The sequence below is a fragment of the Streptomyces sp. NPDC048560 genome, assembly GCF_040650955.1.
In the GTDB taxonomy this organism is placed as follows: domain Bacteria; phylum Actinomycetota; class Actinomycetes; order Streptomycetales; family Streptomycetaceae; genus Streptomyces.
The window spans coordinates 253,557-279,086 of record NZ_JBEZIJ010000005.1 but is presented as its reverse complement, the minus strand read 5'-3'; the positions used below and the strand labels follow the sequence as shown (position 1 = coordinate 279,086).

Sequence of the window (25,530 nt, the reverse complement as noted above, 5' to 3'; positions counted from 1 at the left end):
CGTACCCCACACTGGGTGGCGGTGCCTGAGTCATCGGAGCGCGGTCGGTCCACCGAGGGCGGACCCACACCCGCCGCGGTCCGGCAGCGCGATCACCTGGAGGTCGCCCCCGTGCAGACCCGGACCGTGACGAGCCCGACCGAGCGTGTCCCGGCGATTCCCGCGCAGAACCGGGCTGTGCGCCATCCGGAGGCCACAGCGGCCCCACCCGGGGAGGCGGTGGGCACAGTGATGGAAGAAGGCCCGGAGCTGCCCGAACTCCCGGAGCGGCGCAGCCGCCCGGACACCGGGGGCACCTCGTCCGACCTTTTTCGCCAGTACCTGCGGGAGATCGGCAGGATCCGGCTACTCACCGCAGCCGAGGAGGTCGAACTCGCCCGCCGCGTCGAAGCGGGGCTCTTCGCGGAGGAGCGGCTCGCCGGCACCCCCGACCCCGACACCGGACTGGCCGTCGACCTCGACCGGCTCGTGGTCATGGGGCGGATGGCGAAGCGCCGGCTCATCGAGGCCAACCTCCGCCTCGTGGTCTCCGTCGCCAAGCGGTACGTCGGCCGGGGGCTGACGATGCTCGATCTCGTCCAGGAGGGAAACCTCGGACTGATCAGGGCCGTCGAGAAGTTCGACTACGCCCGGGGCTACAAGTTCTCCACGTACGCGACCTGGTGGATACGCCAGGCCATGTCCCGCGCGCTCGCCGACCAGGCCCGGACCATACGGGTCCCGGTGCACGTCGTCGAGCTGATCAACCGCGTCGTACGGGTGCAGCGCAGGCTGCTCCAGGAGCGGGGCTGCGAGCCGACGGCCGAAGAGGTCGCCGCCCAGCTCGACCTGACGCCGGAACGGGTCGGCGAGGTACTGCGCCTCGCCCAGGAGCCCGTCTCGCTGCACGCCCCGGTCGGCGAGGAGGACGACGTCTCCTTCGGCGACCTCATCGAGGACGGCGACGCCGCGTCCCCCGTCGAGTCCGCCGCGTTCCTGCTGCTGCGCGAGCACCTGGAGGCGGTGCTCTCCACACTGGGCGAGCGGGAGCGCAAGGTGGTCCAGCTGCGGTACGGGCTCGACGACGGGCGGCCCCGCACGCTGGAGGAGATAGGCCGGATCTTCGGCGTGACGCGCGAACGCATCCGCCAGATCGAGTCCAAGACCCTCAGCAAGCTGCGGGACCACGCCTTCGCGGACCAGCTTCGCGGCTATCTCGACTGACCGGTCCGCCCGTCGCCAGGGCCTGTCGTACGGATCATGCCGGAGCTCGCGGGCTCGCGGGCTCCGGCATGATCCATGACCGAAGGCCCTAGTCGACCTCGGCGAGCGCCTGCGCGAACTGGGCCGCGTACAGCCGGGCGTAGGCGCCCTTCGCGGCCAGCAGGCCGTCGTGCGTGCCCTGTTCGACGATCGAGCCGTTCTCCATCACCAGGATCACGTCCGCGTCCCGGATCGTGGAGAGCCGGTGCGCGATCACGAAGCTGGTCCGGCCGTGCGCGAGGCGCGCCATCGCCTTCTGGATCAGTACCTCGGTACGGGTGTCCACCGAGCTGGTCGCCTCGTCGAGCACCAGGATCACCGGGTCGGACAGGAACGCCCGCGCGATGGTGATCAGTTGCTTCTCGCCCGCGCTGACCCCGGAGCCCTCGTCGTCGATCACCGTGTCGTAACCGTCCGGCAGGGTGCGGATGAAGCGGTCGGCGTGGGCCGCCCTGGCCGCCTCCTCGATCTCGGCGCGGCCGACCTCGCGCGAAGCGCCGTACGCGATGTTCTGCGCGATCGACCCGCCGAACAGCCAGGTGTCCTGGAGGACCATGCCTATCCCGGACCGCAGTTCGTCGCGGGACATCGTCGACACGTCGGTGCCGTCGAGGACGATCCGGCCGCCCGTCACCTCGTAGAACCGCATGAGGAGGTTGACCAGGGTCGTCTTGCCGGCTCCGGTCGGGCCGACGATCGCGACCGTGTGACCCGGCTCCACGCTCAGCGACAGATCCTCGATGAGCGGCTTGTCGGGGTCGTAGCGGAACGACACCTTCTCCAGCGAGACGCTTCCCAGCGGCTTGCCGGGACGCTCGCGCACCTCGGGGTCCGGGTCCGGGTCCTGCTCGTCGGCGTCCAGCAGCTCGAAGATCCGCTCGGCCGACGCGACACCCGACTGCACCAGGTTCGCCATCGAGGCGACCTGGGTCAGCGGCATCGAGAACTGCCGCGAGTACTGGATGAACGCCTGCACGTCACCGATGGACAGCGCGCCCGACGCGACCCTGAGCCCACCGACGACCGCGACCAGTACGTAGTTCAGGTTCGACACGAACATCATCAGCGGCTGCATGATCCCGCTGTTGAACTGCGCCCTGAAGCCCGCCTCGTACAGCGCGTCGTTCTGCTCGGCGAAGTCCCGCGCGGACTCCTCCTGACGGCCGAAGACCTTCACCAGGGTGTGACCGGTGTACATCTCCTCGATGTGTGCGTTGAGACGGCCCGTCACCTTCCACTGCTGCACGAACTGCGGCTGCGAACGCTTGCCGACCCGGGCGGCGACGAACACCGACACCGGGATCGTCACCAGGGCGACCAGTGCCAGCAGCGGAGAGATCCAGAACATCATGATCAGTACGCCGATGATGGTCAGCAGGGAGTTGATGAGCTGCCCCATCGTCTGCTGCATCGTCTGCGAGATGTTGTCGATGTCGTTCGTCGCGCGGCTCAGCACCTCGCCGCGCTTCTGCCGGTCGAAGTACGACAACGGCAGCCGCGCCAGCTTCGTCTGGAGGTCCTCGCGGAGCTGGAACACGATCCGGTTGATCACCCGGATCGACAGCCGCGTCGACACCAGCATCAGCAGCCCGGCACCCAGATAGACGACCAGCGCCACCAGCAGGACGTCGCCCACCGCGCCGAAGTCGATGCCCTGGCCCGGGGTGAAGTCCACGGTGGAGAGCATGTCGGCGAGACCGCCGCTGCCCTTCTCCCGCAGGTCCTCGATGGCCTGCGCCTTCGTGGTCCCCGCAGGCATCTCGCGGCCGACGACCCCCGCGAATATGAGGTCGGTCGCGTTCCCGAGGATCTTCGGGCCGACCACCGAGAGTCCCACGCTCAGGGCGACCGCGACGAGCATCGCGTACAGCGAGGACTTCTCCCGGCTGAATCTCCTCAGCAGCCGTTTTCCCGACCCCTTGAAGTCCATGGACCGCTCGGTCGGAGCCCCGCCCGCCATCATGCGTCCGCCAGGCCCGGCCATTACGCGGCCTCCGCTTCCGTCAGCTGGGAGAGCACGATCTCCCGGTATGTTTCGTTGCCGTCCATCAGCTCGTGATGGGTGCCGGTCCCGACGACCCGGCCCTCGTCCAGCACCAGGATCCGGTCGGCGTCGCGGATGGTGGACACCCGCTGCGCCACGATCAGCACCGTCGCCCCGGCCGTCTCCCGCGCGAGCGCCCCGCGCAGCGCGGCGTCCGTCGCGTAGTCCAGCGCCGAGAACGAGTCGTCGAAGAGGTAGATCTCCGGCCGCTGCACGAGCGTCCTGGCGATCGACAGGCGTTGCCGCTGACCACCGGAGACATTGGTGCCGCCCTGCGCGATCGGCGCGTTCAGCCCGTTCTCCAGCCCCTCCACGAACTCCTTGGCCTGCGCGACCTCCAGCGCGTGCCAGAGCTCCTCGTCGGTGGCGTCCGGATTCCCGTACCGCAGGTTCGTCGCGACCGTCCCGGAGAACAGGTACGGCTTCTGCGGTACCAGGCTCACGGTCTTCGCCAGCAGCACCGGGTCGAGCGTCCGCACGTCGACGCCGTCGACCAGCACCTCGCCGCCCGTCGTGTCGAACAGTCGCGGCACGAGACCCAGCAGCGTCGACTTCCCGCTGCCCGTCGACCCGATGATCGCGGTCGTCTCACCGGGCCGCGCCACCAGGTCCACCGCGCGCAGCACCGGCTCCTCGGCGCCCGGGTAGCGGAACTCCGCTCCCCGCACCTCCAGGTGGCCGTGGCTGCGCAGTTCGGTGACCGGGGCGAGCGGCGGGACCACGCTCGAATCGGTCTCGAGGACCTCCTGGATGCGCTCGGCGCAGACCTCGGCGCGCGGCACCATCATGAACATGAAGGTGGCCATCATCACCGCCATCACGATCTGCATCAGGTACGCGAGGAACGCGGTCAGCGCACCGATCTGCATCCCGCCGCTGTCGATGCGGTGCGCACCGAACCAGACGACGGCGATGGAGGACACGTTCACCACGGTCATCACGGTCGGGAACATCAGCGCCATCAGCCGGCCCGTGGACAGGGACACGTCCGTCAGGTCGGTGTTGGCGCCGCGGAAACGCTCCTCCTCGTACGCGTCCCGGACGAAGGCCCGGATGACGCGGTTGCCGGTGATCTGCTCGCGCAGCACCCGGTTCACCGTGTCGAGCCGCTCCTGCATCGTGCGGAACAGCGGGCGCATCTTCTTCACGATGAGGCTCACCGAGATGCCGAGGACCGGCACCACGGCCAGCAGCACGGCGGAGAGCGGCACGTCCTGCCCGAGCGCCATGATGATGCCGCCGACACACATGATCGGCGCAGAGACCATCAGGGTGAACGCCATCAGGACCAGCATCTGGACCTGCTGCACGTCATTGGTCGTACGGGTGATCAGCGAGGGCGCGCCGAAGCGGCCGAGTTCACGCGCGGAGAAGGACTGCACCCGGTCGAAGACCGAGGCCCGGACATCGCGGCCGAGCGCGGACGCGGTCCGTGCCCCGTAGTAGACCGCCCCCACGTTGCACACCACCTGGACGACGCTCACGGCGATCATGAGACCGCCGAACTCCAGGATGTAGCCCGTGTCCCCCTTCACGACACCGTTGTCAATGATGTCCGCGTTGAGGCTGGGCAGATAGAGGCTGGCGCAGGTCTGCAGGAGCTGGAGAAAGACCAGCAGTGCGATGGGTTTCCGGTACGGACCGAGATAGGTCCGCAGAATTTTTATGAGCACGCGTGTCTCTCGGAGTCGGCGTCGGGCAGAGGCCGACCCATTTTCCGGTACTCCGCACCACGACCGCGAACGCTTTTCCTCAAGCCCAGGTCAAATACTCGGCGCGGTCCCAGGGCTGGTTCCCTTTCAGGCGGAACCGCCGAAGGCACCGGGGTGGATCTGGTCACGGGTGACCTCGTACTGCTGGCGCACGGCCCGCCCGGCGGACAGTTCCTCGCCCGGCTCCAGCACCTGGGCCGAGGCCCCGCGCCAGGCCGGGGGAGTACGCGGGTCGAGCGTCCCCTGCGAGACCCCGAGTGCCCACGCGGCCTGCCGGGCCGCGCCCAGTGCCGCGTACTCGGCGGGCTGCGGCACGACGACCTGGGTACCGAACACCGAGGGCGCCAGCGCCTGCACCGCGGGCAGCTCGGCCGCGGCACCCAGCAGGAACACCCGCCGCACCTCGACCCCGCGGCGGCGCAGCACGTCCAGCGCGTCGGCCAGCGAGCACAGCATCCCCTCGAACGCAGCCCGGGCCAGGTGCTCCGGCTTCATCGACTCGCGGCGCAGCCCGCACAGGGTGCCCGCGGTGTGCGGCAGCTGAGGGGTGCGCTCACCCTCCAGATACGGCAGGAGTACGAGCCCGGAGGCGCCCGGCGTCGACTTCAGCGCCAGCTCGGACAGCTCGTCGAGCCCCTCGACCCCCAGCATCTCGGCGGTGCCGCGCAGCGCGCGCACGGCGTTGGAGGTGTGGACGACCGGCAGGTGCATCCCGGTGGCGTCGGCGAACGAGGTGATCATCCCGGTCGGATCGGCCAGGGCCTCGTGGTGCACGGCCATCACGGAACCGGAGGCGCCCAGCGACACCACGGCGTCGCCGACGGCGACCCCGAGCCCGAAGGCGGCGGCCATCGTCTCGCCGGTGCCCGCGGAGATCAGCAGACCCTCGGGTGTCATCCCGGCGGCCTCCGAGGGGCCGAGCACCTCGGGCAGCGTCGCCTGGTGGCCGAGTGCGAGCTCGACGAGATCGGGGCGGTAGGAGGCGGAGCCCGCCGACCAGTACCCGGTACCGGAGGCGGCGCCGCGGTCGGTCGTACGCCGGGCCGGGCGGCCCAGCAGCTGCCACACCAGCCAGTCGTGCGGCTGCATGAGGGCGGCGACGCGCTGGGCGTTCTCCGGTTCGTTCCGTGCCAGCCAGCGCAGCTTCGAGACCGGCTGCGGGGCCTGGGGTACGGCGCCGACCGCCTCGGCCCAGGCCTGCCGGCCACCGAGTCCGTCGATCAGGTCGGCCGCGGCGACCTGTGCCCGCCGGTCGTTGCCGAGCAGCGCGGGGCGCACGAGATTGCCCTGGCGGTCCAGGGGGAGGAGGCCGTGCTGCTGGGCGGAGACGCCGATGGCCTGCACGCCTTCGAGCAGCCCGCCGGAGGCCGCCTCGCCGAGCGAGAGCAGCCATACCTGCGGATCGACCTCGGTGGCCTTCGCCTCGACGGGGTGTGCGGCGTACCCCTGCCGCAGCACGGCGCCCGTGTCGGTGTCACAGACGACGATGTGAGTGAAGGCGGAAGAACTGTCCAAGCCGGCGACTATGCCCATACACAGATTCTGCCGCACCGGCGGAGCTTTCCCGCACCGGACGTCCTCGGACGCCCGGCGCGGGCCGCGGGCCGGGCGGGCTAGGTATTGGTCGTACCCCAGTCGTCGGCGCCGTTGTGCGCACTGCGGTCACGCAGCGAGCGCACCCGGTCGGCCACCGACGCGGGCACCCGGTCGCCGACGGTGTCGCCGACCTTCTCGCTCACCGAGTGGTACGCCTTGCCGGCGAACTCCCGGCCGCCGTGGGCCGCTGACTCCGCGGCGTTCCGGACGGCGGGATTCTGGGCCAGATGCTGCGCGGACTTCTTCAGTTGCTCGTACCGCTCGCGCCCGGCTCGCGTGCCGAGCACGTAACCGAGGGCCAGTCCGGCGATGAATGTGAGCCGGTACCGCATGGGTGCCACCCTTCCTTCGCTCCGTGCGACGTGTGCCTTGCCCGCCTACCCGGGGGCACCCGAGATCACCCCGGGTGGAACCGATTGGCGGAGCACCCCCCTGCTTGCGCTAATGTATGTGTCGCAGCGAACGCGCGCCGCCCGGCAGCCGCCAGGCAGGTACGATTTCGCAGCAACGCCTCAATCCCCTGTAGCTCAATTGGCAGAGCAGCCGGCTGTTAACCGGCAGGTTACTGGTTCGAGTCCAGTCGGGGGAGCGCGATCCTCTGTAGCTCAATTGGCAGAGCAGCCGGCTGTTAACCGGCAGGTTACTGGTTCGAGTCCAGTCGGAGGAGCAAATGGAAGAGGACCCTTCGGGGTCCTTTTTCGTGTGCCCGGCCCGTCCTTCACACCACCGCGGCGGACTCCGGCGGTGACTCTTTCGAGGGGACCCGGCCGCGGCCGGAACCGGGCAGGCGGCAGCGCGGTCTTCATGGTCATGCGAAGCGGGGCATCCGAAGCGAGAGATCGTATGACCGGCTATGCTGCGGCAGACGGCGCGCACACGTGTACGCGCCACGCCGAAACGGGGCGGTAGCTCAGCCGGTTAGAGCAGCGGACTCATAATCCGTCGGCCGTGGGTTCGAGTCCCACCCGCCCCACTCCTGAGGTTCCCAGCAGAATCGTTTCGAGCTGAGAGAACCACCATGCCCCCGAGGGCGCGCGCAGCGAGCGCGACGCACCGGGGGCTCGGTCGTTTCCGTGCCGTTCCCGCACACGCCCGGCAGGGCGCGTGGGTGAGGGGCGATCAGATGTTCGGTGTCCTCGCGCCGGGGGTCGCCACCTCTCCGCCACGGGGAGGGTCCGACGGCGCTCGCCGTGCCGCTCCGGGGCCGGCGGGTGCTCCCGGGGCCCGGGACGGGAGTGGGCGGCGCGGACCTCGCGTGTGTGGCCTGGGGCGTCCCTGACGGTGTTGCGGTGGCACGGTGCCGCACACGACGTACGGGACCCGCGGCCGGGGAAACGGCCGGGGTCCCGCGCGATGCGTACTGCCGAGGTTCAGCCCGCGTCGTGCAGCGAGGGCATCTCGCCTTCGGTGGTGTCGACGTCGATGACCGAGAACGCCGCTCCCTGCGGGTCGGAGAGGGCGGCGAACCGTCCGAACGGGCTGCTCATCGGTCCGAACCGCAGCACCGCGCCACGCTCCGTCGCCTTCGCCACCGCCGCGTCGCAGTCGGAGACGGTGAAGTACACGTTGACGTACGAGGGCACCTCGGGCGGGAAGTCGTCCGTCATCTTCATGCGCCCGAGCACGGTGTCCTCGCCCAGGTTGTAGACGGCGAAGTCGATCGCGTCGTCCTCCATCTCCCTCACCTTGTACGGGAAGAGACGGGGGAAGAAGGCGTCCGACTTCTCCGGCGCCCGGGTGAAGACCTCCGCCCAGCAGAACGCGCCGGGCACGGCCTGTGCCTCGAACCCCTTGTGCGTGTCCGGCTGCCAGATCCCGAACACCGCCCCGCCCGGGTCGGCGGCCAGCACCATCGTGCCGAAGTCGCCGACCTGCATCGGCTCCATCAGGACCCGTCCGCCGCTGTCGCGGACCTTGTCCGCGGTGGCGGAGGCGTCGGAGGACGCGAGGTACAGACACCAGGCTGCGGGGGCCGCTTCCTGGCCGGGCATCGGCGGGGCCACGGCGGCCACCGCCTTTCCGTCCGCGTACGCCTGGGTGTAGTTACCGAACTCCGGCGACGACTCGCCGAAGGACCAGCCCAGCACATCCCCGTAGAAGCGCTTCGCCGCTTCCATGTCGGGGAACGTGGCGTCCGCCCAGATCGGCGAGCCCTCAGGTGTTTCGGCCATGGCGCTGCTCTCTCTTCGCTCGATGACAGTCCGGTTTTTCACGCTAACCAACCATTCGTCACCATGCGCGCCGGAGCGTCAGCGACTCAGCGAGCGCTTCATGATCTTTCCCAGGTCGTTACGGGGCAGCGCGTCCAGGAAGTGGACCGCGCGCGGGCGCTTGTGCGGGGCCAGCAGGCCCGCGACGTGGTCCGCCAGCTCCTGCGCCGAGGGGAGCGAGCCGGGCCCGGCGGGTACCACCCAGGCGACGATCCGCTCTCCGAGGTCCGGATCGGGCTCCCCGGTCACGGCGGCCTCCAGGACCCCCGGGTGGTCCAGCAGCGCGTTCTCGATCTCACCCGCGCCGATCTTGTACCCACCGCTCTTGATGAGATCGGTGGCCTTGCGGCCGACGATCCGCACATATCCGTCGGCGTCGAGCGTCGCCATGTCGCCCGTACGGAACCAGCCGTCCTCGGTGAGGGCGGCGGCCGTCGCGTCGGGCCGGTTCAGATAGCCGGTGAACAGGTTCGGACCGCGCACCTGGATCTCACCGATGACGGACGGCTCGTCGAGCACCGAGCCGTCCTCCTCCACCAGGCGGAGGGCGACGCCGCGCAGGGGCGGCCCGACCGTCCCGGGGCGGGCCTCGCCGTCGGCGCGTACACCCGTGTTCATCAGGGTCTCCGTCATCCCGTACCGCTCGATGACCCGGCGCCCGGTCGCCGCGGCGATCCGCTCGTGGTCGTGGACCGGCAGCGCGGCCGAGCCGGAGACCAGCAGCCGGGCGCCGGCGAGCGCCTTCGTGAGTCCGGGGAAGCCCGCAGGGCCGGCGAGTGCCTCGGCCAGCCGGTGGTACATCGTCGGTACGCCGAAGAGCATCGTGCCGCCGGACAGCAGCTCCGCCGCCACGCCGTCGACGGAGAACCTGCCCAGGTGGCGGACCGCCCCGCCCCGGCGCAGCGGTCCGAGCACGCCCAGGATCAGACCGTGCACGTGGAACAGCGGCAGGGCGTGGACGAGGACGTCGTCGCCGGTCCACTGCCAGGCGTCCTCCAGCGCGTCCAGCGAGGCGGCGATGGCACGGCGGGGAAGGATCGCGCCCTTCGGCGGTCCCGTGGTGCCGGAGGTGTAGACGATCAGCGCCGGGGCTTCGGGGGAGGGCTCGGTGAACCCGGCGGCAGGGGAGTCCGCCGCCGTGTCGACGTCCAGGCGTTCGAGCCCGGCCAGCGCCGCCGGGAGAACGTCGCCCGCCCCGGCGAGCACGATGGCCGGGCCGCTGTCGGCGACGATGTGCGCCAGCTCGCGTTCGCCCGTCATCGGGTTGACCGGGACGGCAGGCACTCCGGCGCGCAGCGCCGCCACCACCGCGACGACGGTCTCCGCGGTGGGCGTGGCCCAGACGGCGACCCGCCCGGCGCCCGCGATACGGGCCGCGAGAGCGTCCGAAGACGCTGCCAACTGTGCGTACGTCAGGGAGAGTCCGCCGAACCGGACGGCTTCCCGGGAGGCCGCGGCGACGGGGCCGGACGGTCCTGACAGATCCTGGAGTGCAGGCAGAAGAGGCGTCACCCGGCGAAGCCTAGAGCCTCCCGCCGGGAAGGCGCCGGGCTCGCCGGGTGCGGGTGCGGTGCCGGTGGTTCAGCTGTCGCGCTGGATCGTCCGCATCCGGCCGTACGCGTACACGCACCCGGCCAGCGCCAGATCGGACAGCAGCATGAAGCCGATCGAGTACGAGTCCTTGGCGCTGTAGATCGCGCCCATCACCAGCGGCGGCACGAAGCCCCCGAGGCCGCCCATCGCGCCGACGATGCCCGTCACGCTGCCCACCTTGGGCTGCGGCGTCACCTGCGAGACCAGGGCGAAGACACTGCCGCTGGCGGTACCGAGACCGGCCGCCATGCAGAGCAGTGCGATGGTGCCGCCGGGCACCAGAGGCGGGTCGAAGGCCTGCACGATCGCCATCAGCGCGGCCACCAGCAGGGCGGCAGACGTGACCATCGCCGGGTGGACGCGGTCCGACAGCCAGCCGCCGATCGGCCGGAAGAGGACCGTGACCACGGCGAACCCGGCGGCACGCGTGCCCGCGTCGGTCGGTGAGAGGTCGTACCAGGTCTTCAGGTACGTGGGCAGGTAGACGCCGAAGGCGACGATGCCGCCGAAGCCGATCGCGTACAGCGCGGACAGCTCCCAGGTCACCCGCAGTTTCCCGGCCTCGCCCAGCCTTTGGGCCAGGGTGTCGGTCGGGATCTTCCGGTCCGGGCGGTCGGTGATCAGTACGGCGGCGAGGAACGCGTAGACGACGAGCGCCCCGCCGACCACGAGGAACGGCAGATCGTCACCGTGCTTCGCGATCCTGGGCGTGAAGTAGCCCGACAGCGCCACCCCGCCCATGCCCATGCCGAAGATCCCCAGGGCGAAGCCCCGCTTGGCGGGCTGGAACCACGAGTTCACCAGCGGGACGCCGATGGCGAACGTGGTGCCGCCCAGTCCCAGCAGGAAGCCGACCGCGAGCATCGCGCCGTAGGAGTCCCTGGCCGGAATCAGCAGCAGTACGGGGACGACCGTCAGCGCCGAGATCAGCGGGAACATCTTCCGCGCGCCGTACTTGTCGGTGAGCGCGCCCACCGGGATCCGGCCGAGTGAACCGACGAGCACCGGCACGGCGACGAGGAGGGACTGCTCGAACGAGCTGAGCCCCAGCCTGTCCTTGTAGTCCGCGGACATCGGGGCGATGAGGTTCCAGGCCCAGAAGGTGAGCGTGAAACCGACCGTGGCCATGGCCAGGTTGCGGTAGGGGACGGTGGACTCCTCCGCCGCGGGGGCGGGTGGCTGATTCACGGCGGTATGCACAGCCCAAGTCAAGGGCGCGAGCTCTGCACGAGCCCGTCGGACTGCTCCATGCGGGGTAGGGAGCCCCGCGGGCGGTGGTCAGAGGCCGCTTGTCCGCGCTTTCGCCGTCGTTATCCGGCCAGTGCTGAGACAATCGCAGTATGGACAGGCTCGACAGAGAAATCCTCTCCGTCCTCCAGGAGGATGCGCGGATCTCGTACCGAGACCTGGGCGTACGCGTGGGACTGAGTGCCAACGCCGCGGGCGACCGGGTACGCCGGATGCGCCGTGACGGGGTGATCCGCGGCTTCACCGTGATCATCGACCCGGCCGCCGACACCCGTTCCGGCCTGGTCGTCTTCATCGATGTGTCCCTGCGCCTCGACACGACCAACGAGGAGTTCGAACGCTCGGTGCTGATGCTGCCCGGAATCACGGAGGTGGTGCATGTGACTGGTGGACACGACTACCTCGTCCGCGCGACGGTGGCGGACCCGGGAGCCCTGGACACGCTGCTGCGCCGGCTGAAACGGGAGGCGGGGGTCGCCCACTCCAACACCCGGATCGCCCTCAGAGCGGCGCCTGCCAGGTGAAGGTCGGCGTCCGCGCCCCGTCATCCTCGCGCCCGTCGTCGGCGACCACCAGACGTACCGCCGCCCCGCCCGTGGGCGTACGCACCGTCGCGTCCACCTCGACCTCGATGGCGCGGACCCCGGCCCGACGGTGCGCGGCGGCCAGGGCGCCGCGCAGCGCGGCGAGGAGATCCGTCGCGGCGGGCTCCCCGACGAGTGTGTCGACCGCTCCCGTGAAGTGCACCGACGGCTGGAGACCTAGTACGGCCGCCGCGCCCCCCGTCTCGCGCAGGACCCGGCCCCGGAACGTGGCGGGTACCTCGGCGGGCGGCTGCTGCAGGGCGAAGATCGTGGTGCGGACCTCCTGGATGGTGGAGTCCAGCTCGTCGACCGCCCTGACGAGCAGTTCATCGGTCTCCGGCGCGGCGCTGCGGCGGCGGGTCGACTCCAGCATCATCTCGGTGGCGAACAGCCGCTGGACGACCAGATCGTGCAGGTCACGGGCGATCCGGTCACGGTCCTCGTAGACCGCGAGCTGCTCCCTGTTGTGCTGGGCGTCCGCCAGGACCAGAGCCAGGGCGGCGTGCGAGGCGAACTGGGTGGCGAGCGTCCGCTCCTCGGGTGAGTACGGGGGCTCCTCGCGCCCCCGGGGCAGGGCGAGGGTGCCGATGAGCCGGCCGCCGCTCTGCAGCGGCAGCATCATGCTCGGGCCGAACCGGGACCGTACCGGCGTCGTCATCCGGGGATCGGACGCCGAGTCGTCGATGAAGACGGGTTCGCCGCCCAGGAGCTTGACGAGGACCGGGGAGCCCGGCTCGATGACCGTGCCGACGATGCCGGCAGGGTCGTCGGGGGTGGACGCCGTGACGATCTCCATGCCCCCCTCGGGGGTCGGCTGGAGGATCACTCCCGCCGAGGCCCCGGCCAGCACCCTGGCCTGCTCGGCGACGGTCCTGAGCGCGTCGGCGGGGTCGGCGCGGCTCAGCAGCGCCGTGGTCACGGCGGCGGCGCCCTCGATCCAGCGTTCCCGCTGGCGCGCCGTCTCGTAGAGGCGGGTGTTGCCGAGGGCGATGCCCGCCTGGGCGGCGAGGACCCGCAGCAGCCCGGTGTCCGTGTCGTCGAAGCACCCGGAGCGCTTGTCCGCGAGGTAGAGGTTGCCGAACACCTCGTCGTGCACCCGGATCGGGACCCCGAGGAAGGAGCGCATCTCGGAGTGTCCCGGCGGCACGCCGCAGGCGCGCGGATCGGCGCTCACGTCGTCGCAGCGCAGCGGCTGCGGGTCGTCGACGAGGAGGCCGAGGACGCCGTGGTGGCCGTCGGGCAGCCGGCCGATGCGCCGGCGTTCCTCGTCGGTGAGGCCGGTCGTGTACAGCTTCGTGATGCGGTCGCGCACCGGGTCGAGGACCCCGAGGGCCCCGTAGCGCGCGTCGGTCAGGGCGGCGGCGGCGTCGACGATCTGCTGGAGCGTGGCGCGCTGGTCGAGGTCGGACCCGACGCCGAGCAGCGCCTCCAGCAGGGCGGGCAGCCGCGGTGCGGCGCGGCGCCGCACCCGCTCCGGCTCGTCGCCCCGCCCGGAGTTCCGCCTCGCGGCCGGCTCCGTGTCCCGCTCCGGGTCCTGTGCCATGTTCTGAGCCACGTTCCGTGCCGTGCGTTGCCGGGGCATGTGCTCCCCCTCGGGGGCTGCCGGCTGTCAGCCGGCGAGCGGGTTGAGGACCATCGGCTGGATCTTGCCGTCCAGCATGGCACCGAGACCGAGCACGGAGCACACGTCGGGGCGCTCGGCGATGTGCACGGGCATACCCGTCGCGTCGCGCAGCATCTGGTCGAGGCCCGGCAGCAGCGCGCTGCCGCCGACCATCATGATGCCGCGGTCCGCGAGGTCGGCCACCAGATCGGGCGGGCAGTCCCGGAGTACCTTGCCGAGCCCGTCCAGCACCGCGGTGAGCGGGGTGTGGATGGCCTGCCGCACGGCGGCGGTGTCGACCTGCACCGAACGGGCCAGACCGGTGGCCACGTCGCGGCCGTGGATCTCGGTCAGGGCGGGGCCCGTGGGCGTCAGTCCGTTGCTGCTGAGTGCCAGCTGCAGAGGGCGCACGGACTGGCTCGGCAGCACCAGCTCGTGCTGCTGGCGCAGGTGCTGGATGATCGCGTGGTCGATGGCGTTGCCGCCGACCGGAATACGTACGGCGGTCACGATGGACCCGAGCGAGAGCACCGCGATCTGGGTGGTCGCGGCCCCGCACACCATGATCATGGTGGCGGTCGGCTGCTCCACGGGCAGTCCGCAGCCGACCGCCGCCGCGATCAGGGTGTCGACCAGTTCGACCCGCCGGGCGCCGAGCCCGACGAGGGTCTCGATGGCGGCGCGCTGGGCGAGCGGATCGCTGTCGTGCGGTGTGCAGGCGGCCGCGCGCAGCCGGGGCTTGCGGCGCAACTGGCGGCGGAGCTTGTCCCCGAGCAGATGGCGCAGCATCCGCTGGGCCATCTCGATGTCGACGACGGTCCCGCCGGAGACCGGGCGGACCACCCGGATGTACGCGGGTGTCCGGCCCGTCATCTGTTCGGCGAGCGCGCCGACGGCGATGAGCGAACCGGTACGGGTGTTCACGGCGGCGACACTCGGCTCGTCGACGACGAGCCCCAGCCCCTTGACGTACACACGGGTCCTCGCGGCCCCGAGATCGACGGCGATGTGGCAACGGCGCAACTGCTCAAGACTGACGGTCACGGCAGGTTCTCCCGAGAACGCTGGGACGGGGCACCGGCGGCAGCCGGTTCTCCTTGCATCGTTGCCCCGGCGGAGGCGTCCCGCTCGCTGGGATGAGCCGTAGGGGGGTTTCCAGCTGACGGCGTGCCAGGTCAGCCGGGCAGCAGTCGCTGGAACAGCCCCCAGGTGAACTCCGCGACGTGACGCCGCCCGCTGCCGGGGCAGGTGATCGCCAGCGCCCACCGGGTCGGCGCGCTGCCCTCCATCGGCCTGGCGGGTGCGAAGGCCCTGGCCACCTCGTCGACCGTGCACGACCAGGGCCGCAGGTCCTCGACGGTACGCAGTCCGGGCCCGTCCGCCCCCGGCGCGCGGACCAGCCACTCGTTCCACACCGCCCCGCCGGGCGCGGCCGTCACCTCGAACCGCAGGTCCGGCCAGAGGGGCACAGGCCAGAACAGCACGTCGCACTCCAGATCGCCGATCCTGCGGCGTACGGAGAGCTCGGGCTCCCCGAGCACGGAGCGGTAGCGCCGCAGCGTCCCCCGCCCGCGAGGCGCGCGCACCATGGCCTGCCAGCGGCGGTTGGCCTCCCGCATGTCGGCGAGCGAGGCACTGAGCTCCTGCCGGGCTTCCTCGACGAGCTCCGGCTGATGATCCGCCATCCGGCGCAGCAGGACGAGCTGGAATTCGAGCGGCCCGAACGGGGCGGGAGCGGTCATGCCGCCCATCCTCCCGCGTGTGCCGCTTATCGGAGCGGTATTACACGTATCGGACTCCCACGCCGTGGAATGACCGCTTCCACACACGATCCTCACCTGATCGGCTTCCTCCGTCGATCCGCGCACGTCTACTCTGCGGGCGCCATGGATTACTGCCAACCGTGCCGACGGCACCTCAACGGCGCTCTGGCCTGCGCCGGTTGCGGAACCCCCGCCGAGGCGCTCGGCCCCTATGACGCCCCCGCGTACTCCGGTCACGAGCCGGATCCGCGGGACGAACCCCGTGAGCCGTCCGCGGCCACGGGGCGGCGCCGCCGTGCGCCCGAACCCGTACGCGGCCGGGGCGCGGGACGCGGCGCGAGGAAACGCGAGAGCCGGGGCAGGCGCGGCCACCGCCGACGGGGCCGTACGGCGCTGCTCGCGGTGCTCGGAGTCGTACTCGCGGTCGGGGCGCTGGGCGTGACCCGGCTGGCCACGGCGCCGGAGGGGGACAGCGGCGCCGCCGACTACGTGAGCGAGTCCGCCACGACGGCCGAGCCCGTCCCGGATCCGTCGCGAAGCGTCACGCCGGACCATCCGGCGCCGGTCGAGAGCCTCGCCGCGCGCCCCACGGCCCCCACCACGAAGGGCACGGGGACCGGCTCGGCGAAGCCCACGGAGACGGCGCCCACGGAGGAGCCCCGCGCATCGGCCACACCCTCGCCCTCCGGCACCACGGGCGTACCGGCCGTCCCCGACGACACCAGTGCGTCGACCGGCCCGTCGGGACCCGCCGACGTCCCGACGACCGCCCCCGCCCCGCAGGAACCCACGGCCCCCGCCCCGACCCCGGAGCCGACCGAGACGTGCGACTGGTTCCTGTGGTGGTGCACCTGACGGGCCGACGCGACGGGTAGGCGTCACGCGCGTCGTCGCACACGGCCGCGCCGGCTCACGGGCCATGGCGGCTACGGGATCACGTCGGCGCCCAGCATCCGGCGCAGCAGGTCCCGCAGCACCGTGCGCTCCTCGTCCGACAGCTCGGCGAGGGGCTCGCGGGCGAAGCCGAGGGCTTCGCGCAGCCGGCGTGCGGTCCCGATGCCCTCGTCGGTGGGCGCGGCGAGCTTCACGCGCCGGTCGGACGGGTCGGGCCGCCGTTCCACGAGGCCGCGGGCCTCCAGGCGGTCCACTATCCCGGTGATGTTCGACGGCTCGCACCGCAGCTTCCGGGCGATCTTCCGCATGGGCATCGGTTCCATGGAGAGCAGCCCGAGCACCCGGGCCTGCGCGCCTGTGAGCGCGTGCGCGGCCGCCGCCCGCTCGTACTCCTCGTAGTAGCGCGCCACTACGGTGCCGATCAGCTCGACCACTTCGAGGGTCAGGGGGTCTGTGCGCGGGGTGGCCATGACACACAGGATACGCACTTGCTTGACAACGTGAAATATTCAGGCGCATGGTTGTTTCACGTCATGAAGCATTTTCTGCTTCTCCGGAAGGCATCTAGGAGACCGAGCCCATGTCTGCAGCACTTCCCACCTCCAGCCGCGAATGGCACCTCGTCGCCCGTCCGAGCGGCTGGCCCGTGGCCGAGGACTTCGCGCTGCGTGAGGCCCCCGTCACCGCCCCGGCCGAGGGTCGCGTTCTCGTCCGCAACCTGTACTTCTCGGTCGACCCCTACATGCGCGGCCGGATGAACGACGTGAAGTCGTACACCCCGCCCTTCAAGCTCGACCACCCCATGGACGGCGGCGCGGTCGGCGAGGTCATCGCCTCCGACGCCGAGGGTTTCGCCGTCGGTGACCACGTCCTGCACGGTCTCGGCTGGCGTGAGTACGCAGAGGTCCCGGCCAAGCACGCGGTGAAGGTCGACGCCTCCCTCGCCCCGCTCTCCGCCTACCTCGGTGTGCTCGGCATGACCGGACTCACCGCCTACGCGGGCCTGTTCGAGGTCGCGTCCTTCAAGGAGGGCGACACCGTCTTCGTCTCCGGCGCGGCCGGTGCCGTCGGCAGCCAGGTCGGCCAGCTGGCCAGGATCAAGGGTGCGGCGCGGGTCATCGGCTCGGCCGGCTCCGATGAGAAGGTCAAGCTCCTCGTCGAGGAGTACGGCTTCGACGCCGCGTTCAACTACAAGAACGGGCCCGTCGGCCAGCAGCTGCGCGAAGCCGCCCCGGACGGGATCGACGTCTACTTCGACAACGTCGGCGGCGAGCACCTGGAGGCGGCGCTCTCCTCGTTCAACGTGCACGGCCGCGCCACCATCTGCGGAATGATCGCCCAGTACAACGCCACGGAGCCCTCCCCGGCCCCGCGCAACCTCGCGCTGGTCATCGGGAAGCGGCTGCGTCTCCAGGGGATGCTCGTGAACGACCACGCCGCGCTCCAGCCGCAGTTCGTGAAGGACGTCGCCGGCTGGCTGGCCTCCGGCGAGCTGAAGTACCGCGAGACGACCGTCGAGGGCATCGAGAACGGCTTCGAGGCGTTCCTCGGCCTGATGCGCGGCGAGAACACCGGCAAGATGATCGTCTCGCTGGTCTGACCGCCATCCCGCCGCTCCGGGTCACCCGTTAGGCTCTCCGGCAGGCCGTCGCGATCGTGGGCGCGAGTCGCGGCGCATCAGCAGGAGGAATCCTCGGCATGACCATTCAGCAGATAGACGTCGCCTACACCGCCGTGGCCACCGCGCAGAACGGCCGCGACGGACGGGTCGCCACCGACGACGGCAAGCTCGACGTCGTCGTCAACCCGCCGAAGGAGATGGGCGGCAGCGGCGCGGGCACCAACCCGGAGCAGCTCTTCGCGGCGGGCTACAGCGCCTGCTTCCAGGGCGCCCTGGGTGTGGTCGCGCGTCAGGAGAAGGCGGACATCTCCGGATCGACCGTGACCGCTTCCGTCGGTATCGGCAAGACCGAGGCGGGCGGATTCGGCCTGCAGGTCGCGATCACGGCGACCATCCCGAACGTCGACCGGGCCACGGCCCAGTCGCTGGTCGAGAAGGCGCACCAGGTCTGCCCGTACTCGAGCGCGACCCGAGGCAACATCAAGGTCGCCCTCTCGGCGGCCTGATCCGCGGAACGTCCGAAGGACCGCACCCCGTCCGGGGTGCGGTCCTTCGTCGTGCGGCGGGGCGGATCGTCGCCTGACTGCCCCTCACCGTTCGGCGTACCGGCGGTTGTCCGAGATCTTCGCGCAACCCATTGACGTGCCGTTGAATCGATTTTACGGTCCGTCCGAAGTTACGAGCGTCATTCGATATGTCGAACAAGAAGGGCGGGCAGGACGTGGGGCGGCCTGACCTCGACCGGAGGCGGCTGACCGGCGGGCTCGGTGGCCGGCCGCGTCAGGAGGCTCTGCCACGCCCTCCCTTCCGCACACACATGACGAGGGATTCATGACCCGAACCGCACGCTTCACCCTCCACCCCTCCTTCACCGTCGGCGAGGTGAACCCCCGCCTCTTCGGCTCCTTCGTCGAGCACCTCGGACGCTGCGTCTACACCGGCATCCACGAGCCCGGCCATCCCACCGCCGACGAGGCGGGGCTGCGCGGCGATGTGCTCGAACTGATCCGTGAACTGGGCCCCACGGCCATCCGCTACCCGGGCGGCAACTTCGTCTCGGGCTACCGCTGGGAGGACGGTGTCGGCCCCGTCGAGGACCGCCCGCGCCGGCTGGACCTGGCCTGGCGGACCACCGAGTCCAACCGGTTCGGGCTGAGGGAGTTCATCGGCTTCGTGCGGAAGGCCGGACCGGAGGCCGAGCCGATGATGGCCGTCAACCTCGGTACGCGGGGCGTCGCCGAGGCCGTCGAGCTCCAGGAGTACGCCAACCACCCCGGCGGCACCGCACTGTCGGACCGGCGCGTAGAGCACGGCGACAAGGACCCGTTCGGCATCCGGCTGTGGTGTCTCGGCAACGAGATGGACGGCACCTGGCAGACCGGCCACAAGACACCCGAGGAGTACGCCCGCGTCGCGGCGGAGACCGCCCGCGCGATGCGCCGGATCGACCCGGACGTGGAGCTGGTGGCCTGTGGTTCCTCCAGCTCCTCGATGGACACCTTCGCCGAGTGGGAGGCGACGGTGCTCAAGGAGACGTACGACCTGGTCGACCTCGTCTCGATGCACGCCTACTACTGGGAGACCGACGGCGACCGGGACTCCTTCCTGGCCTCCGCCGTCGGGATGGAGTCCTTCATCGAGAACGTCGTCGCGACCTGCGACCACGTGGGAGCGCGGCTCAAGTCCAAGAAGAAGATCAACATCTCCTTCGACGAATGGAACGTCTGGTACCTCGACAGGCCCGACCCGGACGACTTCGAGGAGTGGCAGGAGGCCCCGCGCCTCCTGGAGGACGTCTACTCGGTCACCGACGCCGTCGTCTTCGGCTCGCTGCTGATCGCCCTGCTCCGCCACGCGGACCGGGTGGCGGTCGCCTGTCTCGCCCAGCTCGTCAACGTCATCGCCCCGATCATGACCGAGCCGGGCGGCCCCGCCTGGCGGCAGACCACGTTCTTCCCCTTCGCCCAGGCGTCGAAGCACGGGCGGGGCCAGGTCCTCGACGTCCGGGTGGACTCGCCCACGTACGAGACGGCGAAGTACGGCGAGGCCGACCTGCTGCACGCCACCGCGGTACGCGGCGAGGACGGCTCCGTCACCGTGTTCGCGGTCAACCGGGGCCGGACGGAGGCCTTGCCGCTGGAGGTCGACCTGCACGGCCTCGGCCTCACGGGCATCGCCGAGCACAGCGTCCTCGCCGACGCGGACCCGGAGGCCCGCAACACCCGGGACGCACCCGGCCGCGTCACCCCGCACCCCGCCGCGGGCACCACGCTCACCGGCTCCACGCTGACGGCCACCCTGGAGCCCATGTCCTGGAACATGATCCGGCTGGTCTGACGCCGCCGGAGAGGACGCGCGGAACAGGAGCGGCGCCCCCCACGTTCAGGGAGGGCGCCGCTCCTGAGGCCCGGACCGCCTCCCGTGCGAGGGGAGGCCGCGAAGGGAGGTTACGAGCCGGCCTTGCGCTTGTTCCAGACGTCGAAGCCCACCGCCGCGAGCAGCACGAGACCCTTGATGACCTGCTGGTAGTCGGTGCCGATGCCGACCAGGGACATCCCGTTGTTGAGGACACCCAGGACCAGGCCGCCGATCACGGCCCCCATCACGGTGCCGACGCCGCCGCTCATCGACGCGCCACCGATGAACGCGGCCGCGATCGCCTCCAGTTCGAAGTTGAGCCCCGCCTGCGGGGTGCCCGCGTTCAGCCGGGCCGCGTAGACACAGCCGGCGAGCGCCGCGAGGACGCCCATGTTGACGAAGACGAGGAAGGTGACCTTCTTGTCCTTGACGCCCGAGAGCATCGCCGCGGCCTTGTTGCCGCCCAGCGCGTACACATGGCGGCCGACGACCGCGTTGCGCATGACGTAACCGAGGCCCAGCAGCAGTGCGCACATGATCAGCATGACCACGGGCACACCGTGGAAGCTCGCGAGCGTCAGGGTGAAGGCGAGGACCGCGGCGGTCATCGCCACACACTTCGCCGCCCACAGGCCGGTCGGGAGGACCTCCAGCTCGTAGGCCAACTGGCGCTTGCGGTCCCGCCATTCACGAATGAGCAGGAAGGCGATCGCGGCCAGACCGATGAGGAGCGTCGGGTTGTGATACTGCGTGTAAGGGCCCATCTCCGGGATGAAGCCCTTGGCGATCTTCTGGAAGCCCTCAGGGAACGGCGACAGCGACTGGCCGCCGAGCACGATCTGCGTCAGACCCCGGAAGAGCAGCATCCCGGCCAGCGTCACGATGAACGACGGGATGCCGAGATACGCGATGAAGTAGCCCTGCCAGGCCCCCGCCGCCGCGCCGATGAGCAGCGAGAGGACGAGCGCGAGCACCCACGGCATGTCGTGTTTGACCATCATCACCGCCGACATGGCGCCGACGAAGGCGACCAGTGAGCCGACGGACAGGTCGATGTGACCGGAGATGATCACGATCATCATCCCGATGGCCAGGATGAGGATGTAGCCGTTCTGCTGGATCAGGTTGGAGACGTTGTTGGGCAGCAGCAGCGTGCCGTCGGTCCATATCTGGAACAGCACGACGATGAAGACGAGGGCTATGAGCATCCCGTACTGGCGCATGTTGGCGCGCACGCTCTGCGCGAGCACCTGCAGGGCGGGCTGTGTCGCGGACGGCGAGGTGGCGTCCTTGGGCGGTGTGGTCGTGGTCGTCATGGCGGCCTCAGCTCTTGTTCTCTGACGTCTGGCGCGTCATCCGGCGCATCAGGGCTTCCTGGGTGGCGTCCGCGCGGTCGATCTCACCGGTCAGCCGGCCTTCGGCCATCGTGTAGATCCGGTCGCACATGCCGAGGAGTTCGGGCAGCTCCGAGGAGATGAAGAGCACCGCCTTGCCGTCGGCCGCCAGCTTGTCGATGACGCTGTAGATCTCGAACTTCGCCCCGACGTCGATCCCCCGGGTGGGTTCGTCGAGGATCAGCACCTCGGGGTCGGCATGGACCCACTTGCTCAGCACGACCTTCTGCTGGTTGCCGCCGGAGAGCCGGCCCACCTGCTCGAAGACCGTGGGCGCCTTGATGTTCATCGAGGCGCGATAGCGCTCGGAGACCCGGCGCTCGTGGTGCTCGTCGACGACGCCGCGTCTGGTCATCCCGGGCAGTGAGGCCAGCGAGATGTTGCGGTTGATGTTGTCGATGAGGTTGAGGCCGTACGTCTTGCGGTCCTCGGTGACGTACGCGATGCCCGCCGCGACCGCTTCCGGCACGGTCTTCGTACGGACCGCCTTGCCGTTGACCTCCACGTCCCCGGCGACGTAACTCCCGTACGACCGGCCGAACACCGACATGGCCAGCTCGGTGCGGCCCGCGCCCATCAGACCCGCGATCCCGACGATCTCGCCCCGGCGCACGGTCAGCGAGACGTCGTCGACGACCTTGCGCTGGTGGTCCACGGGATGCCGGACGGTCCAGCCGCTCACCTTCAGCGCCGTGCCCTGCTCGCCCTCGTACCCCGTCCGCTCGGGGAAACGGTGATCGAGGTCGCGGCCGACCATGCCGCGGATGATGCGGTCCTCCGAAAGCTCCGGCTCGGACTCGGCGGTCTCCCGCACGGTGAGCGTCTCGATGGTCCGGCCGTCGCGCAGGATCGTCACCGAGTCGGCGATCTCCCGGATCTCGGTCAGCTTGTGGGAGATGATGATGCACGCGATGCCCTGCTCACGCAGCTCCCGGATGAGTCCGAGCAGCTTGGCGCTGTCCTCGTCGTTGAGCGCGGCGGTCGGCTCGTCCAGGATGAGCAGCTTCACCTCCTTCGACAGGGCCTTGGCGATCTCCACCAGCTGCTGCTTGCCGACGCCGATGTCCGAGATCGGGGTCTGCGGATTCTCCGGCAGTCCCACCCGCCTGAGCAGCCGCGTGGCCTCGCGCAGGGTGCCGTTCCAGTCGATGAAGCCGCGCCTGCCGCGCTGCTCGTTGCCGAGGAAGATGTTCTCGGCGATCGACAGGTACGGGACGAGCGCCAGTTCCTGGTGGATGATCACGATGCCGTGGCGCTCGCTGGCCCGGATGTCCTTGAAGGCGACGGGCTCGCCCTCGAAGAGGATCTCGCCCTCGTAACTGCCGTGCGGGTGGACCCCGCTGAGCACCTTCATGAGGGTGGACTTGCCCGCGCCGTTCTCGCCGCAGATCGCGTGGATCTCCCCGGCGCGCACGGTGAGGTTCACCTCGGAGAGCGCCGTGACCCCGGGGAAGGTCTTGGTGATGGAGCGCATCTCCAGTGCGGGGCGGCTCACTTGAGCTGTCCCGCGGTGAAGTACCCCTCGTCGACCAGGAGATCGGTGTTCTCCTGGTCGATGGAGACCGGCTTCAGCAGATACGAAGGCACGGTCTTCACGCCGTTGTTGTAGTCGCTCACGTTGTTGACCTCGGGCTTCTTCCCGGTGAGAACCGCGTCGCCCATCTGCACGGCCTGCTTGGCGAGCTCACGGGTGTCCTTGAAGACGGTCTGTGTCTGCTCACCGGCGATGATGGACTTGACGGAGGCGAGCTCGGCGTCCTGACCGGTGACGACGGGCAGCTCCTTGCCCGTGTACCCGGCGCTCTTCAGGGCCGAGATGATGCCGATCGAGATGCCGTCGTACGGCGAGAGGACGGCGTCGACCTTCTCGGTGCCGTAGCTCTTGCTGATCAGGTCGTCCATCCGCTTCTGCGCGGTGCCGCCGTCCCAGCGCAGGGTGGTGGCCTGGTTGAGCCGCGTCTGCTTGCTGCGGACCACGAGCTGTCCGGACTCCAGGTACGGGGTGAGCACCTTCATGGCGCCGTTCCAGAAGTACTTGGTGTTGTTGTCGTCGGGCGACCCGGCGAACAGCTCGATGTCGAACGTGTCGCCGGAGCCCTTCTCCGGCTTCTCCAGCCCCAGCCGGTCCAGGATGTACTGGCCCTGGAGCTCGCCGACCTTCTCGTTGTCGAAGGAGGCGTAGTAGTCGATGTTCTTCGTGCCCGTGATCAGGCGGTCGTAGGAGATGACGGGAATTCCCGCGTCGTGCGCCTTCTGGAGGACGTCGGAGAGTGCGGAGCCGTCGATCGCGCCGACGACGAGCAGCCGGTGCCCCTTGGTGATCATGTTCTCCAGCTGGGCGACCTGGTTCTCCACCTTGTCGTCGCCGTACTGGAGGTCGGTCTCGTACCCGGCCTTCTTGAACTGCGAGGCCATGTTGCGGCCGTCGGCGATCCAGCGTTCCGAGGATTTCGTCGGCATGGCGAGGCCGATGGTCCCGCCCTTGGCGTCATCGGCCTTGTAGCGGCTGCCACCTCTGGCCTCCTGGCCGCAGGCGGTCAGAACGAGCCCCAGGGTGACGGCGGTTGCGGCTACGGCGGCTCCGCGTATACGCATCGTGATCAGTGCCTCTCAGTGGTTCCGGACAGTTCCGGACAGTTCCGGGCTGGTGGGGAAGCGGTGCAGTTCGCCCGGGAGCCGGGAGCCGAGCGGCGACATGCCGCCGTCGGCGCCGTGCCGGGCGAGCAGGTCGAGTACGAGCCGGCCGCGGCGGACCCGCTCCCGCGCGGTGGCGAGCGCCAGCTCGCGCAGGTGTCTGCCGTACGGGTAGATGCCGGGCGACTTGCTGAGCCCGAACTTCAGGTAGAGCGGGGCGCCGCGCCGGATCAGCTCGGCCGCCTCGTACATCCGGACGTATCCGCCCAGGTCGTCCGGAGCCTCGACGTACAGATCGAGGGGTACGCGGCTGGCTCGCCGGATCTCCGTGAAGTGGGCGAGCGTCAGGTCGGACGGCACGTTGACCGAGTCGGCGCCCAGGCGCTCCTGGACCTGTACGGCGGCCGGGTTCACCGAACCGATGAGTGCGGAGACCTTGAGCGTGGTGTCGGCGGGGATCATCCCCTCGTCGCGCATCCGGTGCAGGGTCCACAGGACCCCTTCGTCGGCGATGAGCAGGCACTTCACGCCCAGCTCGGTCGCCCGCACGGCATCCTCGACGCATCCGGCGAGGCCGTCGTGGCCCCGGGCCCGCAGCCCCGCGCCGCCGGAGTCCGTACGGGTGGAGGCGCCGGTGTCCCACGTGCCGCGCGGCCCGGTGAACAGGCACAGCTCGATGTCGCGTTCCGCGCAGCCCGCCACCATCTCGGTGATCTCGGCGTCGGTGAGCATCCAGATGCCGCTGCCCTGGCTGATCCGGTGCACGGGGACACCGAGTTCGGCCGACTCCTTCAGTACGACGCCGAGCGCGTCCGGGCCCTCCACGGACGGGATCTCCGTACGCCAGCGGCCCCCGTCGGGAAAGGTGTGGGGCGAGGCGTCGGCGGGGGACGGGGCCGCGGCGCCGAGGCCCAGCGCGGTGAGCGCCGAGTCGCCTGGGCGGCGCGGGCCGGGGGGAGAAGCTGTGGCGTCGTTCACGGCTGATCCTTCATATTCGATGATTCGGGACAAGGGAAGGGTGGGTGCACGCCGGT

At 70.3% G+C, this 25,530-nt stretch carries 21 protein-coding genes and 3 tRNA genes; 9 read left to right on the top strand and 15 right to left on the bottom strand.

Annotated features, from left to right (window positions below; all coding sequences use genetic code 11):
* The first annotated feature begins 111 nt into the window (after positions 1-111).
* Entirely contained in the window at positions 112-1,203 is a 1,092-nt protein-coding gene (locus tag AB0C82_RS16290) for an RNA polymerase sigma factor (protein WP_362842091.1), read from the top strand.
* Positions 1,204-1,291: 88 nt separating this feature from the next.
* Here the strand turns inward: AB0C82_RS16290 and AB0C82_RS16285 are convergent, their stop codons facing one another.
* The 4 genes from AB0C82_RS16285 to AB0C82_RS16270 form a co-directional block, all read right to left on the bottom strand.
* Positions 1,292-3,226 (bottom strand): ABC transporter ATP-binding protein, encoded by a 1,935-nt coding sequence (locus AB0C82_RS16285; RefSeq protein ID WP_362841625.1) that lies wholly within the window; start codon positions 3,224-3,226, stop codon positions 1,292-1,294.
* Complete coding sequence (locus AB0C82_RS16280) at positions 3,226-4,959, bottom strand: ABC transporter ATP-binding protein (protein WP_362841622.1); 1,734 nt, start codon at positions 4,957-4,959, stop codon at positions 3,226-3,228. Before AB0C82_RS16280 ends, AB0C82_RS16285 begins: the two co-directional genes overlap by 1 nt.
* A 126-nt stretch (positions 4,960-5,085) precedes the next feature.
* Complete coding sequence (locus AB0C82_RS16275; protein WP_362841619.1) at positions 5,086-6,531, bottom strand: FGGY family carbohydrate kinase; 1,446 nt, start codon at positions 6,529-6,531, stop codon at positions 5,086-5,088.
* 80 nt (positions 6,532-6,611) lie between these two features.
* Positions 6,612-6,926, bottom strand: a complete 315-nt coding sequence (locus AB0C82_RS16270) for a YtxH domain-containing protein (protein WP_362841617.1) — start codon at positions 6,924-6,926, stop codon at positions 6,612-6,614.
* A 184-nt stretch (positions 6,927-7,110) separates the two neighbouring features.
* Between AB0C82_RS16270 and AB0C82_RS16265 the strand changes: the two genes are divergently transcribed.
* The 3 genes from AB0C82_RS16265 (at position 7,111) to AB0C82_RS16255 (ending at position 7,567) form a co-directional block, all read left to right on the top strand.
* Positions 7,111-7,183 (top strand) — tRNA-Asn (locus tag AB0C82_RS16265).
* Positions 7,184-7,188: 5 nt separating this feature from the next.
* A tRNA-Asn gene (locus AB0C82_RS16260) sits at positions 7,189-7,261 on the top strand.
* 232 nt (positions 7,262-7,493) lie between these two features.
* Positions 7,494-7,567, top strand: a tRNA-Ile gene (locus AB0C82_RS16255).
* 397 nt (positions 7,568-7,964) lie between these two features.
* Here AB0C82_RS16255 and AB0C82_RS16250 read toward each other — a convergent pair.
* The 3 genes from AB0C82_RS16250 to AB0C82_RS16240 all read right to left on the bottom strand — a co-directional run bounded on the left by AB0C82_RS16250 (position 7,965) and on the right by AB0C82_RS16240 (position 11,525).
* Positions 7,965-8,765 (bottom strand): VOC family protein, encoded by an 801-nt coding sequence (locus AB0C82_RS16250; RefSeq protein WP_362841614.1) that lies wholly within the window; start codon positions 8,763-8,765, stop codon positions 7,965-7,967.
* A gap of 78 nt (positions 8,766-8,843) precedes the next feature.
* Entirely contained in the window at positions 8,844-10,316 is a 1,473-nt protein-coding gene (locus tag AB0C82_RS16245; RefSeq protein WP_362841611.1) for an acyl-CoA synthetase, read from the bottom strand.
* A gap of 69 nt (positions 10,317-10,385) precedes the next feature.
* Entirely contained in the window at positions 10,386-11,525 is a 1,140-nt protein-coding gene (locus tag AB0C82_RS16240) for an MFS transporter (protein WP_362842089.1), read from the bottom strand.
* A gap of 212 nt (positions 11,526-11,737) precedes the next feature.
* Here AB0C82_RS16240 and AB0C82_RS16235 point away from each other — a divergent pair, with 212 nt between their 5' ends.
* Positions 11,738-12,169 (top strand): Lrp/AsnC family transcriptional regulator, encoded by a 432-nt coding sequence (locus AB0C82_RS16235; RefSeq protein WP_362841608.1) that lies wholly within the window; start codon positions 11,738-11,740, stop codon positions 12,167-12,169.
* Here AB0C82_RS16235 and AB0C82_RS16230 read toward each other — a convergent pair.
* The 3 genes from AB0C82_RS16230 to AB0C82_RS16220 form a co-directional block, all read right to left on the bottom strand.
* A complete protein-coding gene (locus AB0C82_RS16230; RefSeq protein WP_362841606.1) occupies positions 12,147-13,811 on the bottom strand; it encodes a GAF domain-containing protein in 1,665 nt (554 codons plus the stop codon). The genes AB0C82_RS16235 and AB0C82_RS16230 overlap by 23 nt on opposite strands.
* A 27-nt stretch (positions 13,812-13,838) precedes the next feature.
* Positions 13,839-14,876, bottom strand: coding sequence for a rod shape-determining protein (locus AB0C82_RS16225; RefSeq protein ID WP_362841603.1), 1,038 nt, complete (start codon positions 14,874-14,876; stop codon positions 13,839-13,841).
* A 131-nt stretch (positions 14,877-15,007) separates the two neighbouring features.
* Complete coding sequence (locus AB0C82_RS16220) at positions 15,008-15,574, bottom strand: hypothetical protein (RefSeq protein WP_362841601.1); 567 nt, start codon at positions 15,572-15,574, stop codon at positions 15,008-15,010.
* Between the two features lie 144 nt (positions 15,575-15,718).
* On the opposite strand from AB0C82_RS16220, the gene AB0C82_RS16215 reads away from it, so the two are divergent.
* Positions 15,719-16,450: a hypothetical protein gene (locus AB0C82_RS16215; protein ID WP_362841598.1), complete on the top strand. Its 732-nt coding sequence runs from the start codon at positions 15,719-15,721 to the stop codon at positions 16,448-16,450.
* Between the two features lie 71 nt (positions 16,451-16,521).
* Here the strand turns inward: AB0C82_RS16215 and AB0C82_RS16210 are convergent, their stop codons facing one another.
* Positions 16,522-16,959 carry a MarR family transcriptional regulator gene (locus AB0C82_RS16210; RefSeq protein WP_362841595.1) on the bottom strand — a complete coding sequence of 146 codons (438 nt, stop codon included), beginning with the start codon at positions 16,957-16,959 and terminating at the stop codon, positions 16,522-16,524.
* Between the two features lie 110 nt (positions 16,960-17,069).
* On the opposite strand from AB0C82_RS16210, the gene AB0C82_RS16205 reads away from it, so the two are divergent.
* The 3 genes from AB0C82_RS16205 (at position 17,070) to AB0C82_RS16195 (ending at position 20,447) form a co-directional block, all read left to right on the top strand.
* On the top strand, positions 17,070-18,089 hold the full coding sequence (locus AB0C82_RS16205) for an NADP-dependent oxidoreductase (protein ID WP_362841592.1): 1,020 nt from the start codon (positions 17,070-17,072) through the stop codon (positions 18,087-18,089).
* Between the two features lie 98 nt (positions 18,090-18,187).
* Positions 18,188-18,616, top strand: a complete 429-nt coding sequence (locus tag AB0C82_RS16200; protein ID WP_362841589.1) for an organic hydroperoxide resistance protein — start codon at positions 18,188-18,190, stop codon at positions 18,614-18,616.
* Positions 18,617-18,941: 325 nt separating this feature from the next.
* A complete protein-coding gene (locus AB0C82_RS16195; RefSeq protein ID WP_362841587.1) occupies positions 18,942-20,447 on the top strand; it encodes an alpha-N-arabinofuranosidase in 1,506 nt (501 codons plus the stop codon).
* Between the two features lie 110 nt (positions 20,448-20,557).
* Here AB0C82_RS16195 and mmsB read toward each other — a convergent pair whose 3' ends face one another.
* The 4 genes from mmsB to AB0C82_RS16175 are packed head-to-tail and all read right to left on the bottom strand — an operon-like array spanning position 20,558 to position 25,474.
* A complete protein-coding gene (mmsB, locus tag AB0C82_RS16190; protein ID WP_362841584.1) occupies positions 20,558-21,784 on the bottom strand; it encodes a multiple monosaccharide ABC transporter permease in 1,227 nt (408 codons plus the stop codon).
* A gap of 7 nt (positions 21,785-21,791) precedes the next feature.
* The gene (gene mmsA / locus AB0C82_RS16185; RefSeq protein ID WP_362842086.1) at positions 21,792-23,336 is read right to left on the bottom strand and encodes a multiple monosaccharide ABC transporter ATP-binding protein; all 1,545 of its coding nucleotides are present in this window, start codon (positions 23,334-23,336) and stop codon (positions 21,792-21,794) included.
* A gap of 17 nt (positions 23,337-23,353) precedes the next feature.
* Entirely contained in the window at positions 23,354-24,457 is a 1,104-nt protein-coding gene (chvE, locus tag AB0C82_RS16180; RefSeq protein ID WP_362841582.1) for a multiple monosaccharide ABC transporter substrate-binding protein, read from the bottom strand.
* Positions 24,458-24,472: 15 nt separating this feature from the next.
* On the bottom strand, positions 24,473-25,474 hold the full coding sequence (locus tag AB0C82_RS16175) for a hypothetical protein (RefSeq protein WP_362841579.1): 1,002 nt from the start codon (positions 25,472-25,474) through the stop codon (positions 24,473-24,475).
* Positions 25,475-25,530: the final 56 nt, after the last annotated feature.